19 protein-coding genes are annotated in these 13,031 nt (G+C 61.4%); 8 read left to right on the top strand and 11 right to left on the bottom strand.

Annotated features, from left to right (window positions below; all coding sequences use genetic code 11):
• Positions 1 to 146: 146 nt before the first annotated feature.
• A complete protein-coding gene (locus ACQY1J_RS08775) occupies positions 147 to 350 on the top strand; it encodes a hypothetical protein (RefSeq protein WP_139283786.1) in 204 nt (67 codons plus the stop codon).
• A gap of 177 nt (positions 351 to 527) precedes the next feature.
• Positions 528 to 1,103, top strand: a complete 576-nt coding sequence (locus ACQY1J_RS08770) for a hypothetical protein (RefSeq protein WP_062455153.1) — start codon at positions 528 to 530, stop codon at positions 1,101 to 1,103.
• A gap of 35 nt (positions 1,104 to 1,138) precedes the next feature.
• Here the strand turns inward: ACQY1J_RS08770 and ACQY1J_RS08765 are convergent, their stop codons facing one another.
• Positions 1,139 to 1,555 (bottom strand): L,D-transpeptidase, encoded by a 417-nt coding sequence (locus ACQY1J_RS08765; protein ID WP_371816180.1) that lies wholly within the window; start codon positions 1,553 to 1,555, stop codon positions 1,139 to 1,141.
• A gap of 210 nt (positions 1,556 to 1,765) precedes the next feature.
• Positions 1,766 to 2,155, bottom strand: coding sequence for a RidA family protein (locus tag ACQY1J_RS08760; protein ID WP_430251208.1), 390 nt, complete (start codon positions 2,153 to 2,155; stop codon positions 1,766 to 1,768).
• 180 nt (positions 2,156 to 2,335) lie between these two features.
• On the opposite strand from ACQY1J_RS08760, the gene ACQY1J_RS08755 reads away from it, so the two are divergent.
• Positions 2,336 to 3,376 (top strand): phytanoyl-CoA dioxygenase family protein, encoded by a 1,041-nt coding sequence (locus ACQY1J_RS08755; protein WP_430251207.1) that lies wholly within the window; start codon positions 2,336 to 2,338, stop codon positions 3,374 to 3,376.
• 43 nt (positions 3,377 to 3,419) lie between these two features.
• Here ACQY1J_RS08755 and ACQY1J_RS08750 read toward each other — a convergent pair whose 3' ends face one another.
• From ACQY1J_RS08750 to galE, 5 genes are all read right to left on the bottom strand, one after another.
• Positions 3,420 to 4,043: an alpha/beta hydrolase gene (locus tag ACQY1J_RS08750; RefSeq protein ID WP_430251206.1), complete on the bottom strand. Its 624-nt coding sequence runs from the start codon at positions 4,041 to 4,043 to the stop codon at positions 3,420 to 3,422.
• An 11-nt stretch (positions 4,044 to 4,054) separates the two neighbouring features.
• Positions 4,055 to 4,984, bottom strand: coding sequence for a VOC family protein (locus tag ACQY1J_RS08745; RefSeq protein WP_430251205.1), 930 nt, complete (start codon positions 4,982 to 4,984; stop codon positions 4,055 to 4,057).
• 143 nt (positions 4,985 to 5,127) lie between these two features.
• Positions 5,128 to 5,820, bottom strand: a complete 693-nt coding sequence (gene ung / locus ACQY1J_RS08740; RefSeq protein ID WP_430251204.1) for a uracil-DNA glycosylase — start codon at positions 5,818 to 5,820, stop codon at positions 5,128 to 5,130.
• An 11-nt stretch (positions 5,821 to 5,831) separates the two neighbouring features.
• Positions 5,832 to 6,227: a VOC family protein gene (locus ACQY1J_RS08735; RefSeq protein WP_430251203.1), complete on the bottom strand. Its 396-nt coding sequence runs from the start codon at positions 6,225 to 6,227 to the stop codon at positions 5,832 to 5,834.
• Positions 6,228 to 6,239: 12 nt separating this feature from the next.
• Positions 6,240 to 7,229, bottom strand: a complete 990-nt coding sequence (galE, locus tag ACQY1J_RS08730) for a UDP-glucose 4-epimerase GalE (protein WP_174196307.1) — start codon at positions 7,227 to 7,229, stop codon at positions 6,240 to 6,242.
• Between the two features lie 194 nt (positions 7,230 to 7,423).
• Between galE and ACQY1J_RS08725 the strand changes: the two genes are divergently transcribed.
• Entirely contained in the window at positions 7,424 to 7,780 is a 357-nt protein-coding gene (locus tag ACQY1J_RS08725) for a YbaN family protein (RefSeq protein WP_430251202.1), read from the top strand.
• 1 nt (position 7,781) lies between these two features.
• Here ACQY1J_RS08725 and ACQY1J_RS08720 read toward each other — a convergent pair whose 3' ends face one another.
• Genes ACQY1J_RS08720 through ACQY1J_RS08710 form a run of 3 tightly spaced genes read right to left on the bottom strand, consistent with a single transcriptional unit; the run spans position 7,782 to position 10,574 of the window.
• Positions 7,782 to 8,564, bottom strand: coding sequence for a heme ABC transporter ATP-binding protein (locus ACQY1J_RS08720; RefSeq protein ID WP_430251201.1), 783 nt, complete (start codon positions 8,562 to 8,564; stop codon positions 7,782 to 7,784).
• A gap of 22 nt (positions 8,565 to 8,586) precedes the next feature.
• A complete protein-coding gene (locus ACQY1J_RS08715; protein ID WP_082476258.1) occupies positions 8,587 to 9,675 on the bottom strand; it encodes a FecCD family ABC transporter permease in 1,089 nt (362 codons plus the stop codon).
• Positions 9,675 to 10,574, bottom strand: coding sequence for a heme/hemin ABC transporter substrate-binding protein (locus ACQY1J_RS08710; RefSeq protein WP_430251200.1), 900 nt, complete (start codon positions 10,572 to 10,574; stop codon positions 9,675 to 9,677). Before ACQY1J_RS08710 ends, ACQY1J_RS08715 begins: the two co-directional genes overlap by 1 nt.
• A 161-nt stretch (positions 10,575 to 10,735) precedes the next feature.
• On the opposite strand from ACQY1J_RS08710, the gene ACQY1J_RS08705 reads away from it, so the two are divergent.
• Positions 10,736 to 11,083 carry an antibiotic biosynthesis monooxygenase family protein gene (locus ACQY1J_RS08705; RefSeq protein WP_062582599.1) on the top strand — a complete coding sequence of 116 codons (348 nt, stop codon included), beginning with the start codon at positions 10,736 to 10,738 and terminating at the stop codon, positions 11,081 to 11,083.
• 8 nt (positions 11,084 to 11,091) lie between these two features.
• Positions 11,092 to 11,616 (top strand): heme utilization cystosolic carrier protein HutX, encoded by a 525-nt coding sequence (gene hutX, locus ACQY1J_RS08700; protein ID WP_062455138.1) that lies wholly within the window; start codon positions 11,092 to 11,094, stop codon positions 11,614 to 11,616.
• A 78-nt stretch (positions 11,617 to 11,694) separates the two neighbouring features.
• Here hutX and ACQY1J_RS08695 read toward each other — a convergent pair whose 3' ends face one another.
• Entirely contained in the window at positions 11,695 to 11,937 is a 243-nt protein-coding gene (locus tag ACQY1J_RS08695; protein ID WP_062455136.1) for a hypothetical protein, read from the bottom strand.
• A 245-nt stretch (positions 11,938 to 12,182) separates the two neighbouring features.
• On the opposite strand from ACQY1J_RS08695, the gene ACQY1J_RS08690 reads away from it, so the two are divergent.
• Both ACQY1J_RS08690 and ACQY1J_RS08685 read left to right on the top strand, forming a co-directional pair.
• Positions 12,183 to 12,473 (top strand): hypothetical protein, encoded by a 291-nt coding sequence (locus tag ACQY1J_RS08690; protein ID WP_062455134.1) that lies wholly within the window; start codon positions 12,183 to 12,185, stop codon positions 12,471 to 12,473.
• A 128-nt stretch (positions 12,474 to 12,601) separates the two neighbouring features.
• Positions 12,602 to 12,994 carry a DUF983 domain-containing protein gene (locus tag ACQY1J_RS08685; RefSeq protein WP_062455132.1) on the top strand — a complete coding sequence of 131 codons (393 nt, stop codon included), beginning with the start codon at positions 12,602 to 12,604 and terminating at the stop codon, positions 12,992 to 12,994.
• The last annotated feature ends 37 nt before the right edge of the window (positions 12,995 to 13,031 follow it).

Below are 13,031 nucleotides of genomic sequence, written 5' to 3'. Positions count from 1 at the left end.
ATCGCAGACATGATCAAGGCCGCTCCATTGAGCGGCCTTTTTCTGTCGTTATCGGGGCTTCCGCGAACGCCCCTGTTACTGCGCTATAAAACTTCTCTGCGCAGTTCGTGTATGTGAAAACATACTCATGAATTGGAGAGATCTTCGTGCTATGTGTGCAGGCCGAGGCAACCGATCGGGCAACCTGGATGAAGCCGATGATCAACCGCATTTTATGGGCGCTGGCAGCCCTCGCCTACGGTGTCGCCACCGTGGTCGCGTTTATAGTGCTTTTGCCCGCAGCGCTGATCCAGTCAGCCTTCTCGAAAAAAGCGACGGTCGAGGACCGCGAAAGATACCTCGACGATTAGTCCTCGTCTCCGCAACCCCTTCAATGTCGACGATCGCAAACCATCGCGCCGAGGCGAGCACGTGGAGCCTTTTGGCTGCTTTCCGGGCCGTTAAACTTTTCGTTAAGTTTTAGTGGCATTGTTCCAATCTGAAACCTCAGAGATAGAGCCTTAAGTCCAAGCCTGAAAGAACGCGCGATGCGTAATGCGTTTTACATCGCCCTTCTGATGATGTCCCTCACGGCTTGCGCCTCCGCGCCGAGCCGGATCGGAGATGCCTGCGCGATTTTCGAGCAGAGAGACGGGCTTTTCAACAACTGGGCCCGCCAGGCGCGCGCGGCAAGCCGCGAATACGGCGTGCCGGTCCCGATCCTCATGGCGACGATCTACGTCGAGTCGAGTTTCCGCGCCCGCGCCCGCCCGCCGCGCAAATATGTGCTCGGCATCATCCCGTGGGGCCGTATCTCTTCGGCCTATGGCTACGCACAGGCGCTGGACGGAACCTGGGACGGTTACCGCAAATCGACGGGTCGCTGGGCCGCCAGCCGCAGTGACTTCGGCGATGCCATCCGCTTTGTCGGCTGGTATCACCACCAGAGCCATATCCGGAACAACATCCCCCTCAGCGATACCTACAACCTCTACCTCGCCTACTATACCGGCCACGGCGGGTATGAGCGCGGCCAGTTCGGCGGCGGGGTTCGCCAGACCGCAAAGAAATCTGCCGCCATGGCAGCCAGATACGAGGCGCAACTGCGCCGTTGCGGATACTGAACCTTGGTTCCCGTGCAGGCTAAGCTGCACACGGCCTAATAGCCGACAACGATGCGGGTGTTAGCGGTTCCATACCGGCTCGTCAGCGCGAAAAAGGTTGCGGCATTTTCCGGATGCAGCCTGATACAGCCATGGGAGGCTGGTCGACCGAGGCGCTTGGTATCGAACGTCGCATGCACGGCATAGCCGCCATTGTAGAACACGGCGAACGGCATTGGCGCGTTGTCGTACTTGCGCGACCTGTGGCTCCTCGAGAGCCATTTTGCGCTCCAGCTGCCGAGCGGCGTGCTGTAGCCTTTCCGAGCGGTCGATACCGGCCACCGGTAGACATCAACACCGTCTTCGCTCACCGTCATCGTCTGGGACGACAGGCTGACGCTGGCGACCAGGCCGGCGGACAGTGCGGACGACGCAAAGACAAGCGCACACGAAAACAGTGCAGCTCCAACCATGTAGTGGCGCATGAAATGCCCCCCGGAAAGCCCCTTACCATGAAAAGACATCATCACTTTGCGAGAAACGTTTCAATATAGGCTAGCGTGGCCGTCGTTGATTATTTCGAATTTTGTTTAATCGGCACAGTAAATTTCGAAAATAAGGCATCAACTGACAAGACTATTACCATTTGATCCTGATAGTATCGTGGCAAAGCGAGATCCGCCCTAAAATACCTTCGCAGCCGTCACCTCGACCTCGACCAGAAATTCCGCGCGGGTGAATCCGCCGACGATGATCAGCGTCGAGACTGGCTTTGGGTCGAGCGTGAAACGATCGCGCACCGCCATGTAGGCCTGGAAGTCCTCGCGCCTCGTCACGAAGCCGGAAATGCGGATGACGTCGGCATAGGTCATCTTGGCCTCGTCAAGGATCGCGCCAATCGCCTTAAAGCAGAGTTCTGCCTGGGCGGTAACATCGGCCGGGATTGCATCGTCGAGGCCAATGCCGAGCTGGCCTGAGGTGACCAGCAGACTGGCTCCTGGCGGCAAGAGCAGACCGTGATTGTAGGCGCCGAACGGCTGACGGACGGATGGCGGATTGAATGTCGTCTTCATCGAGGAATGCTACTCTCTTCAAAGCATGGCAATGGCGCACTAGACCTCTCAACGGCCGACGCTGCAAGCCAACCCTCCCCTGAAAACGAGCCTGGGACGGGGCAAAGAGCAGGCGACCTGATCCCTTGCGGCCTCAATGCCTGATGGTATGATCGCAGCGACGAAGATACGGGGTTGGGTATGGCGCAGCAGACAATTCAATGGTGGCGCTATCCGCGGCTGGCGCTTGGCATTCTTGGCAGCGACAAGTCGTTTCGCAAAAACCCGCTGATCGGCCATCCGCACCTGAACGAGCTTGGCCTGCATCGGGAGCGGGTGCGGATAGCCGCTTGGATGGCAGACTACCGTCGCCGCATCCTGGGGTCACAGGTCAGACCGGAGGAACGCAGCGCGTTTGATCGCGACGGGTTCGTGATCCGGCAAAACGCATTGCCGCAGGACGTCTTCCTGCGCATCCGCGATTTCCTCAAGAGCGAGCCTCTGCCGGCACGCGAGATGCGGCAGGGACAGGCGGTGACGCGGATGATTCCGATCGGCCCGACAGCGCTGAAGCGCCTGCCGGATCTGGCTCGCTTCAGCCACAACCAGTCGATCGCCGGCCTCCTGCGCTATGTCGGCGGTGCCGGCGGCGATCCGATCCACTTTATCCAGACTGTCATTGCCGAACCGGCGCTGGCCAAGGCCGATCCGCAGACCGCGCTGCACGCGGACACGTTTCACTCGACCTCCAAGGCCTGGCTGTTCCTGGATGATGTAGAGGCAGACGATGGCCCCTTCGTATTCGTGCCGGGCAGCCACAAGCTGACCGAAAAGCGGATCGAATGGGAGTACCGGCAAAGCCTGATCGCCAGCCGGGACAGCCGTGCCCACCACGCGGAGGGATCATTTCGGATTACGCCGGAAGAACTGACAACGCTTGGCGATTTCGAGCCGAAGAAGGTGACGGTGCCGGCCAATACGCTTGTTGTGGCCGATACCTATGCGTTCCATTCGCGCGCGGTCAGCTTCAAGCACACGATGCGGGTGGAACTGCATGCCTATCACCGCACCAATCCGTTCTCGCCGCTGCCCTTCTCACCGCTGAGCGTGGTTCCCGGCCTGCACGACCGGCGCCTCGATCTCTATCTTGGCCATTCCGACCGCAAGGCAAAGCGCGCCGGCAGAAAGCCGACATGGCAGGATGTCGGCGAGTGCACGGCCTATTCCGAGCCGCATATCTGACGGTTTTGCCAAGCCCGCAGATCTGCGGGCTTGGCGATCTCGATTATTCGCCGCGGGCGCCGTATGGCGCGAGGAACGTCTTGATCGCCTCGATCTCGTTCGGGCGGATCTCGTGGCCGCTGGCATGCCATTCCAGCGTGACGTCATCACCGGCCGCGCGGAGATAGTCGGCAAGTGCCTGCGTCTGCGGCACCGGGCAGATCGGGTCCCGCTCACCGGCGGTGATCAGCACATGCGCCTTCTCGCCCGTGGTTCGCGCAGGCGGCGTGAACGGGATGAGCGGATGCATCAGCACGCCCGCCTCGAACAGGCCGGGCCTTTCGATCATCACATTGGCGAGAATGTTGGCGCCGTTCGAAAACCCGAGGCCAAGCACGGTCGAGGAGTCGTAGCGGTCGCGATTGGCCTCCACGAATTCCGTCATCCGCCTGGTCGCGCGGGCGAGATCGTCGAGATCGTAGACCCCTTCTGCCTTGCGTCGGAAAAAGCGCGCCGCCCCATGCTCGGCGACGTCGCCGCGCGGAGAGATGATCGTCGCGCCCGGAACGAGCCGGCTCGCAAAATCGAAGAACTGGTTCTCGTCGCCGCCCGTGCCGTGAAAGGTGAACAGGATCGGCGCTCCGGGAGCACCGGGCCGCGCCCGGTGCTCATAACTGTCGAAACTCATCGTATCTCTCCTTAAGCCAGCGGCTCCAGATGCCCTTCGAGCGCCGAGCGCATATGCTCGTGCTGGGTCGGCAGCTTCAGGGCCTCGCCCAGATGCGCGGTATCCTCGTCGCGATCGAATCCGGGTTCATTGGTCGCGATCTCGAACAGCACGCCGCCGGGGGTGCGGAAGTAGATGGCCCAGAAGTAATCGCGGTCGATCACCGGCGTGACCTGGTAACCCGTATCCATCAGCGCCTTGCGGACTTCGAGCTGCTTTTCACGGTTCTCGACCGCAAACGCCAGGTGATGCACGGAGCCAGCCCCGAGACGGGCGCCTGCAATGTTCGGCATCGTCTCGACGTCGATGAAGTCGGCGCCGTTGCCGCCAGGCATGCCGAAGCGGGTGACACCGTCTCTCGCATCAACCTGTTCATAGCCCATGAACTTCAAAAGCTCAGCATTGGCACCGTCGTCGCGCAGTCTGAGCGAAGCGGAGTGAAAGCCGCGGATCGCCTCGTCAGCACCGACGCCATTGCCGGTCCACTGAGCGCGGTCGTCATCCTTGACTTCGACGAGTGCAAAACCGTCGCCGTCTGGACCTGCAAACTGCAGGCGCTTTTCGCCGAAGGCTTCATCGGCCTTCAGCCCATCGGCACCGGCTTTCGTCAGACGATCCGTCCAGTAACCGAGCGAGCCCTGCGGTACGGAGAACACGGTCGTGCCCACCTCGCCAGAGCCGGGACGGCCCCTGGCGATATGCGGGAACGGGAAATAGGTCATGACCGAGCCGGGCGTGCCGATTTCGTCGCCGTAATAGAGATGATAGACGTCAGGTGCGTCGAAGTTGACGGTCTTCTTGACCCGGCGCAGGCCGAGCGTATCGGTGAAGAACTTGTTGTTTGTGGACGCGCTGGCCGCCATCGACGTGACGTGGTGGAGGCCCTTGATCTGGTTAATCATGACAAACCCCTTTTCAATTTGTCGGCTCGGGAGCGAGCCGTTGTCTGGGGTGATAATTGGTGATCGGATGCGAATTGGATAGGGGATCACATCCGAACGGATTGTTCATTTTTCGTTGACGAGGTGACCGAAGCGTTCACCGCTCAGGAGGTTTCCGGCAGCTCCCAGTCGACGGGATCCTTGCCGATCGACTGCAAATATTCGTTTGCCTTGGAAAACGGCTTCGAGCCGAGAAACCCGTTATGGGCCGACAGCGGCGACGGGTGAGCGGACTTGATGACGAGATGCCGCTCCTCGTCGACGAAGGCTGCCTTCTTCTGGGCGTAGGCCCCCCAGAGAATGAAAACGACGCCGTCGCATTCCTCGTTGACGGTGCGGATGACCGCATCGGTAAAGCGCTCCCAGCCCTTGCCCTGATGCGCCGCGGCCTTGCCCTCTTCCACGGTCAGCACGCTGTTTAACAGCAGCACGCCCTGCTCGGCCCAGTGTTCGAGAAAACCGTGCTTTGCCGGGGCGATGCCGAGATCCGCTTCCATTTCCTTGTAGATGTTCACAAGCGACGGCGGGATACGAACACCGGGCCGGACGGAGAAACACAGGCCATGCGCCTGGCCTTCGCCGTGATACGGGTCCTGTCCGAGGATCACCACCTTCACCTCGTCGAGCGGCGTCAGGTCAAGTGCACGGAAATACTCCGAACCCTTTGGGAAGATGAGCTTTCCCGCCTTCTTCTCGGACACCAGGAAGCTCTTGAGATCAGCCATATACGGATCTTCGAACTCGGTTTCGAGCGCGAATTTCCAGGTTTCCTCGAGCTTGATATCGCCGTCCGCCATGCAGGTGTCCTTTAGGTGAAACGTCCGCCGCGCTGGATGACTTCGGTCTTGTAGCCATCCGGATCGGTGACGAAGAAGAATTTCGCAAACGGCCGGCCATCATGCGGCATCTCCGCAAGCTTGCCCACGGTCAGGCCGAGATCGGAGAAGCGCTTGTGCTCCGCCTCTACATCCTCGACCGTCACGGCCAGATGGCCGTAACCGTCGCCGAGATTGTAGGGTTCAGAACGGTCGGCATTGACCGTCAGTTCCAGCTCGAAACCGGTTTCCGCATTGGAGAGGTAGATCAGCGTGAAACCTGCGAACACCCGGCGATCGGCAACCTTCAGGCCGAACGCTCTGTCGTAGAACTCGACGGACCGCGCTTCGTCGAGCACGCGGATCATCGAATGCACCATCTTTGCCATCAGGGGCGCTCCCTATTGCAGGATGTGGTTGGACTTGGAATGCCAGTCCCAGGCGGAGCGGATGATGTCTTCCAGGGAATATTGCGGCTCCCAACCGAGCACGGCCTTGGCCTTGTCGTTGTTGGCGACGAGCGAGGTGGAATCGCCTTCGCGGCGCCCGACATATTCGACCGGGAACGGCTTGCCCGACACGTCGGAAATGGCGTCCAGCAGTTCCTTGACCGTGGTGCCGGTGCCGGTGCCGAGATTGAGCTCGACCGTATCGCCGCCGGCGAGCAGGTAGTCGACGGCGCGGACATGCGCGTCGGCCAGATCGAGAACGTGGATATAATCGCGCACGCAGGTGCCGTCACGCGTGTCGTAATCGTCGCCGAACACCTTGAAGCCCTGGCGACGGCCAAGCGCTGCCTCGATGGCAAGCGGGATCGCATGGGTTTCGGGCGTATGCCATTCGCCGATCCGGCCTTCAAAATCGGCGCCGGCGGCGTTGAAATAGCGCAGCATGACCGATTTCAGGTCCTTGTAGGTGCCGTAGTCCTTCAGCGCCTGCTCGATGATGAATTTGGTGCGGCCGTAAGGATTGATCGGCGCCTGCTTGTGCGTCTCGTCCATCGGCACCCGGTCTGGAAGACCGTAGGTTGCGCAGGTCGAGGAGAATACGAAGGCCTTCACGCCGGCATCGATGGCGGCCGACAGAAGCGTCAGCGCACCGATGACGTTGTTGTCGTAGAAGCCGACCGGGTTCTTGACGGATTCACCCACTTCGATCAGCGCGGCGAAATGCAGGATGGCGTCCGGTTTGTGCTTGGCCAGCACTTCGTCGAGCCTTGCACGGTCGCGGATATCGCCCTGTTCCAGCTCGCCCCAACGCACGAATTCCGCATGACCGTTGGAGAGATTGTCGAACACGACGGGCTCGTAACCTCTATCGGCCAGCACGAGGCACGTATGGGACCCGATATACCCTGCCCCACCAACGACAAGCACCTTTTTCTTCGACATCATCGCTCCTGCTCTCTTCGAAATCGGCGGCACTATACCCACAGGGTTTCAAATGGGAAGGGTAGAGGCCATATCAGGGGTCCCGCTCCCCATGGCAGAACACCAGACAGCATCCCCGTGCAGTTGATTCTTTACATGAAGACGGGCGCCGCGAACTTGTCTATCCTTGTCAGCAGATTCCCGTAGGTCCTTTGATGCGTTACATCTTTCTCAGTCTCGGCTGGCTGTTCGTGGGTCTCGGCGTGATCGGCGCCTTCCTGCCGATCCTGCCGACGACGCCGTTCCTGCTGCTGGCCGTCGCCTGCTTTGCGCGGTCCTCGCCGAAGCTCGAGGCGTGGCTGATGAACCACAAGACACTGGGCCCGCCGCTCCGAAACTGGCGCAAGCGCGGCGCCATTTCGCGAAGGGCAAAGATCACCGCGATCTCGCTGATGGCCGTCAGCTATACCGGCTTCTGGTTCGGCTCGCACCCGGCAGCCTGGCTCGCCATTCTGGTCGCAGCGCTGATGATCGGCCCGGCGATCTTCATGCTGACGCGGCCGGACGCCTGACCTAGCGGTGCCGCGACTGCGGCAGAACGTAAGGCACATGCGCTGCAGGCACGCGACCGACGGCGCCGGCAATGCCATAGACGGAAGCGATCATCTCGTCGCTCACAGTGTCATGGCAGGGCCCTTCCGCCACCACGCAGCCGTGGTTCAGAACCACCAAATGGTCGGCAAATTCCGCAGCAAGGTTGAGGTCGTGCAGGATGGCGATAACCATGCCACCGGCAGCCGCAAAATCGCGGGCGGTTTCCAGCACCGAGATCTGGTGGCCCAGATCGAGACTGGCGGTCGGCTCGTCGAGAAACAGCGCGCACGGCACGCCGTCGACCACCGCCCTTGGCACCTGCGCCAGCGCGCGGGCAAACTGGACGCGCTGCTGCTCGCCGCCGGACATCGACGGATAGGGCCGGCTTTCGAAACCGCGCAGGCCCACCCGTGCCAGAGCCTTGCGCGCTTCCTCTCCCGGATTGAGCGAACCGTTGGCAACCGCACCCATGCGGGCGATCTCCAGCGCCGAGAAGGGAAAGGCCAGCTGCGTCGCCTGCGGTAGCACCGCTCGGCGCCTCGCCAGATCGACCGGCTTGCAGGCCGCCACATCGGCACCGTAGTAGGAAACATGACCGCTATCCGGGACCATCTCGCCGGACAGGACCTTCATCAGCGTCGATTTTCCGGCACCGTTCGGGCCGATCACCACGCTGAAACGGCCGGGCTCCAGCGTCAGGCTGACTTGATCGATCAGCTTGCGACCGGCGCGGTTGACGGTGACGTTTTCTGCCCTGATCATGCCCGTCCTCCTCGTATGCCCCTCATGGCAAATCTCTCATCCCGATGCCGTTGCGTCCGATCAGCAGGAACAGGAAGACCGGCGCACCGAACAGCGCGGTGATCACCCCGATCGGCAGTTCCGCGGGGGCGGCAACGGTGCGGGCCACGGCATCGGCGATCAGCAGAAGTGCGCCGCCGCCGAGTGCCGAGCCCGGCAACAGAAACCGGTGCGACGGCCCCATCGCAAGGCGCAACAGATGCGGCACCACGATCCCGACGAAACCGATCGATCCGGCAACGGCGACCGTCGAGCCGCAGGCCGCGGCAACCGCGACGATGACGATCCGCTTCAGCCGCTGCACCGGCACGCCCATGTGGAAGGCCGCCGCATCGCCGAGCACAAGCGCATCGAGACCGCGCGCGACGAAGGGGATGATCGCCATCACAAAGACGATGAACGGAAGGATCGACAGCACCCGCCCGTAGGTGGCACCGCCGAGCGAACCGAGGCTCCAGAACGTGATGTCGCGCAACTGCCGGTCATCGGCCATGACGATCAGAAGGCCCATGAAAGCGCCCGACAGGGCACCGATCGCGATGCCGCAGAGGATCAGCGCCGTGGTCGAGGTTCGCCCGTCGCGGGTGGCGATGACATAGAGCATCCAGGTGTTGATCAGGCCGCCGAAAAACGCCATCAGCGGCAGGAATTGGTTTCCGAGCAGCATCGAGACCGGGGCAAGCACCGTGCCGCCGAGCACGATCGCCAGCACCGCCGCAAGGCCTGCACCTGATGTGACGCCGACGATGCCGGGATCGGCAAGCGGATTGCGAAACAGGCCCTGCATCATTGCACCTGAGACAGCGAGCCCCGCGCCGACCAGAAGGCCGAGCGCCGTGCGCGGCAGGCGGACGGCTTCGAGGATGACCCGTTCCTGGGTGGTGAGGCTGTCACCGTTGCCCGTCAGGTAGGCGAAGAGATCGCGAAGGCCGACGCCGGTCGGGCCGACGCCGAGCGAAAGAAGGCAGGCGGCGATCAGGAGCACCACGAGAAGGACGATGACCAGCACGCCCTGCGACGTGCGATCGCCCTCGCCCGTGTTGCGAAACGGCATGGCCAGCGCCTTCATCATCAGTGCATCGCATCCGGGTAGAGTTTTTCGGCAAGCGCACGACCGGCCTCAGGCGTGCGCGGACCAAAGCCCAGCAGCAGCAGGCCATCCATCGAGATTAGCGACTTGGACGCGGCGGCCGGCGTCGTCTGCATCGACGGCAGCGCGAACGTCTCATCCGGCGTGGTCGAATGGTCGCCGCGTGACATGGAGAGGATCACGTCAGGAGCCGCGGCAATCACCGCCTCGTCGGACAGCGGCTTATAGCCCTTGATCGAGGGGGCAGCATTGACGCCACCCGCCATTTCGATGATCGCGCCGGCTTCCGTATCGGCACCACCCGCCATCAGCCGCCCGTTGGCGACCGACAGAACGAACAGCACCTTCTTCTTTTCGCCTGAGATTTTCGCCACATCGGCAGCAAGTGCCTTCAGGCCGTCCTCGGTGTTTGCGGCGAGCACACCCGCCTTGTCGCCAAGGCCGACGGCGGCACCCACGTCGCGAATTTTCTGGCCGATCTTGGCCGCATCCGGCGGTGTCGGGATCACCACGACAGGGATCTCGCTGGCCTTGAGGATCTCCAGCACCGGCGGCGGGCCGGACCCCTCTTCCATCAGAATGAGATCCGGTTTCTGGCCCAGAATGCCTTCGGCAGAGAGTGCCCTGATATAGCCGACGTCAGGCTTGGAATTTGCGGCGGCAGGATAGGAACTGGTGGAATCTCGCGCTACAATACGGTCCTCGGCGCCCAGATCGTAGAGGATTTCGGTGATCGTGCCGCCGATCGAAACGATGCGCCGGGCGTCCGGATTGCCCCTGTCCGATGCCGCCGCGCCACCGAATGCGACCGCGGAAGAGACGACGGCAAGCGCAAGCAGATGTGCAAACCTTGGTGAGGAAACCCGGAGAGAGAAAACCATGAGACCCGCCCTTGTGATACCAGAGGGCAAACTCTGTTGCGATGCGATCCGCCCCAGCCGCCCTATAACTTGAGTTGACTAGACAAGTTTTTTCCGGTTTTCAAGACAGGCATCAAGAGATAACTTGAGTGCGAAGTGAAACTTATGTGAGGATTGATTCCATGTACATCGCCATGAACCGTTTCCGCGTCGTGCCGGGCTTCGAGCAAGCATTTGAAGACATGTGGAAAAGCCGCCAGGGCCGGCTTGCCGAAGTGCCAGGCTACGTCGAGTTTCACATGCTGAAGGGACCGAAGGCCGACGATCACACGCTCTATGCCTCCCACACGATCTGGGAAACCGTTGAGCATTTTCAGGCCTGGACAAAGTCCGAACAGTTCCGTGCAGCCCATGCCAATGCCGGCCAGAACCGCGGCAAGGTGGAATACCTCTCCGGCCCGCAGTTCGAAGGTTTCGAAGTCATCATCAGTGAAGACAAGAACGGCGTCCGCGCCGCCGACGCAGCCTGAGGTCCGCAATGGACACCCACTCGGAGATCGCGCCCGACCGCCGCGAACGCGCGCTCAAAGCCCTCTCAGAAAAGCCCGACGGCGTCGTTGAATCGATTGCAGCAGGCGCCGGTGTGACGGCGGCAGAAATCCTGGCAGTCCTGCCGGAGGGGTCGGCCGTCATTGCCGGCAAGGAACGCTTCGACGAAATCTGGTCGGAGCTGACCACCTGGGGCGTCGTGCTGTTTCTCGTTCACACGGAGGACGTGGTGGCCGAGATCGACGGCATCCTTCCGGCCGGATCGGAAAGCCACGGCTGGTTCAACATCCACGGCGACAGCCCGATCGGTGGCCACATCCGCAAGGACAACTGCGCCTCTATCACCTTCGTCGACCGTGCGTTCCATGGTCGCCGTTCCTGCTCGGTCTGGTTCATGAACCAGAAGGGCGCCGCCATGTTCAAGGTGTTCGTCAAGCGCGACGCTGGCCGTGAACTGATGGCGGATCAGCTGGTGAAATTCGAGGCTTTGCGCGATCGTTACGCGAGCCTGTAAGTGATGTAGGTTCGGATTGGATAATTTCCGAACCTACACGATTTGCGCAGCAGCGCGGATCAGCGGACAACAGGCTCCTTAAAGAGCCGGCACCCATTTCCAGAACACGCCTTCCAATCTTTCCGGGTAATATTTGAACTCGCACTCGAGTTTTCGGCCGTAGGTTTCGGCCTGCGACAACGCCTCGGCACTGACAGGGCTCATGCCCGTCCCTGGCGCAAACCAGTCTTCCAGAAGATCTTCCGGCACATAGATGCCGGTCCTCAGAGGCAACGCCGTTAAGGCAGCATCGAGTTCTGCGGGTATCGTCCGTGGCGCCATTGTTTCATCCCTTCGATCGTTGATTGGAATCGAGCTCGATCTGTGAGCTTTCAGGAGGTTGTCCGTTTACAAGAATGCCCCACTGACACCGTTGCGTCGAGAAGAAATGGCGCCCGCGGTTCCCTCTCGCCCGCTGCCGACGGCATGAGCGCACAGGCAGAATGGTTCAATCTAGCCAAAAGCGCTCTGGACCCTAAGTTGGATAGAGGTGGGTGCAGCGTGTGCTAACCAATGAGGATAATGTCATGAAAATCGTCGCCTTCTCTGCCGGCCTTCTGGGACTTGCCCTGGCGCTCAGCAGTTGCACGACCGCCGGCGCCAGTGGCGGCGGATCTGACATTGCCCCAATCAAGGGGAGCATCACCTATGGCGGCCAGCCGCGTTCGAAGCTGACCAAATCCCCCATCGGCAGCACGTTTCCGCATGAGTTCATCGACCAGTTCGGGGACCGGGTGAGCGAGACCTATGTGATCGAGCCGGACCGCAGCCTGCGCATCATCGATCGGCACGTGATTTCAGAGTCCTTCTCCGACTAGATGGCGCCCTGCGATCGACTTTCGTCGGGCGAGGCAGATTGACGCGCCTCACGCGCCCCTCTTGTGGGTTGCAGCCGTTGCACTTATTCCGTGTCGGGTAGATCGACATGGCATGATTGGGAGGCAACATGGCAGACGACGGGAACTGGGCGCCGCTTTCGCCTTACGCAACGGGCGTGCGAGGGCGCTGCCCGCGCTGCGGCCAGGGCCATCTCTTCAAGGGCTTTCTGACGATCAGGCCGCGATGCGAAGCGTGCGGGCTTGATTACGCCTTTGCGGATCCCGCAGACGGTCCGGCCTTCTTCGTCATCTGCTTTGCCTGCGTGCCCTCGGTGGCACTCGCAGTGTGGATCGAGACGGTGTTTTCGCCGCCGTTCTGGGTGCATCTTCTCATCTCTCTCCCCTTCCTGCTTCTGACCTGCATCCTGCCGCTGCGACCGCTGAAAGGCTGGCTCGTCGCCAGCCAATATATCTACCGGGCGCGGGAGGGCAGATTGCAAGGAAGCCCAAACGACGTCTGATTCTGGTGCGACCGGGTGGTCTCCGACCGCCGCTCGT

Origin of the sequence: Neorhizobium sp. DAR64860/K0K1, assembly GCF_050500205.1 — a bacterium.
Classification (GTDB): domain Bacteria; phylum Pseudomonadota; class Alphaproteobacteria; order Rhizobiales; family Rhizobiaceae; genus Neorhizobium; species Neorhizobium soli.
The sequence above is the reverse complement of the archived record's forward strand: the minus strand, read 5'-3'. Positions and strand labels throughout refer to the sequence as shown.

Excerpts from the sequence above, each read along its gene's own strand:
- ACQY1J_RS08755 (WP_430251207.1), top strand. The coding sequence starts at position 2,336 with ATGGCGCAGCAGACAATTCAATGGTGGCGCTATCCGCGGCTGGCGCTT.
- ACQY1J_RS08725 (WP_430251202.1), top strand. The coding sequence starts at position 7,424 with ATGCGTTACATCTTTCTCAGTCTCGGCTGGCTGTTCGTGGGTCTCGGC.
- ACQY1J_RS08745 (WP_430251205.1), bottom strand. The coding sequence starts at position 4,984 with ATGATTAACCAGATCAAGGGCCTCCACCACGTCACGTCGATGGCGGCC.
- ACQY1J_RS08760 (WP_430251208.1), bottom strand. The coding sequence starts at position 2,155 with ATGAAGACGACATTCAATCCGCCATCCGTCCGTCAGCCGTTCGGCGCC.
- ACQY1J_RS08720 (WP_430251201.1), bottom strand. The coding sequence starts at position 8,564 with ATGATCAGGGCAGAAAACGTCACCGTCAACCGCGCCGGTCGCAAGCTG.
- ACQY1J_RS08750 (WP_430251206.1), bottom strand. The coding sequence starts at position 4,043 with ATGAGTTTCGACAGTTATGAGCACCGGGCGCGGCCCGGTGCTCCCGGA.
- ACQY1J_RS08765 (WP_371816180.1), bottom strand. The coding sequence starts at position 1,555 with ATGGTTGGAGCTGCACTGTTTTCGTGTGCGCTTGTCTTTGCGTCGTCC.
- ACQY1J_RS08705 (WP_062582599.1), top strand. The coding sequence starts at position 10,736 with ATGTACATCGCCATGAACCGTTTCCGCGTCGTGCCGGGCTTCGAGCAA.
- ACQY1J_RS08710 (WP_430251200.1), bottom strand. The coding sequence starts at position 10,574 with ATGGTTTTCTCTCTCCGGGTTTCCTCACCAAGGTTTGCACATCTGCTT.
- ACQY1J_RS08735 (WP_430251203.1), bottom strand. The coding sequence starts at position 6,227 with ATGGCAAAGATGGTGCATTCGATGATCCGCGTGCTCGACGAAGCGCGG.
- ACQY1J_RS08685 (WP_062455132.1), top strand. The coding sequence starts at position 12,602 with ATGGCAGACGACGGGAACTGGGCGCCGCTTTCGCCTTACGCAACGGGC.
- ACQY1J_RS08715 (WP_082476258.1), bottom strand. The coding sequence starts at position 9,675 with ATGATGAAGGCGCTGGCCATGCCGTTTCGCAACACGGGCGAGGGCGAT.
- hutX (WP_062455138.1), top strand. The coding sequence starts at position 11,092 with ATGGACACCCACTCGGAGATCGCGCCCGACCGCCGCGAACGCGCGCTC.
- ACQY1J_RS08770 (WP_062455153.1), top strand. The coding sequence starts at position 528 with ATGCGTAATGCGTTTTACATCGCCCTTCTGATGATGTCCCTCACGGCT.
- ACQY1J_RS08695 (WP_062455136.1), bottom strand. The coding sequence starts at position 11,937 with ATGGCGCCACGGACGATACCCGCAGAACTCGATGCTGCCTTAACGGCG.
- galE (WP_174196307.1), bottom strand. The coding sequence starts at position 7,229 with ATGTCGAAGAAAAAGGTGCTTGTCGTTGGTGGGGCAGGGTATATCGGG.
- ACQY1J_RS08690 (WP_062455134.1), top strand. The coding sequence starts at position 12,183 with ATGAAAATCGTCGCCTTCTCTGCCGGCCTTCTGGGACTTGCCCTGGCG.
- ung (WP_430251204.1), bottom strand. The coding sequence starts at position 5,820 with ATGGCGGACGGCGATATCAAGCTCGAGGAAACCTGGAAATTCGCGCTC.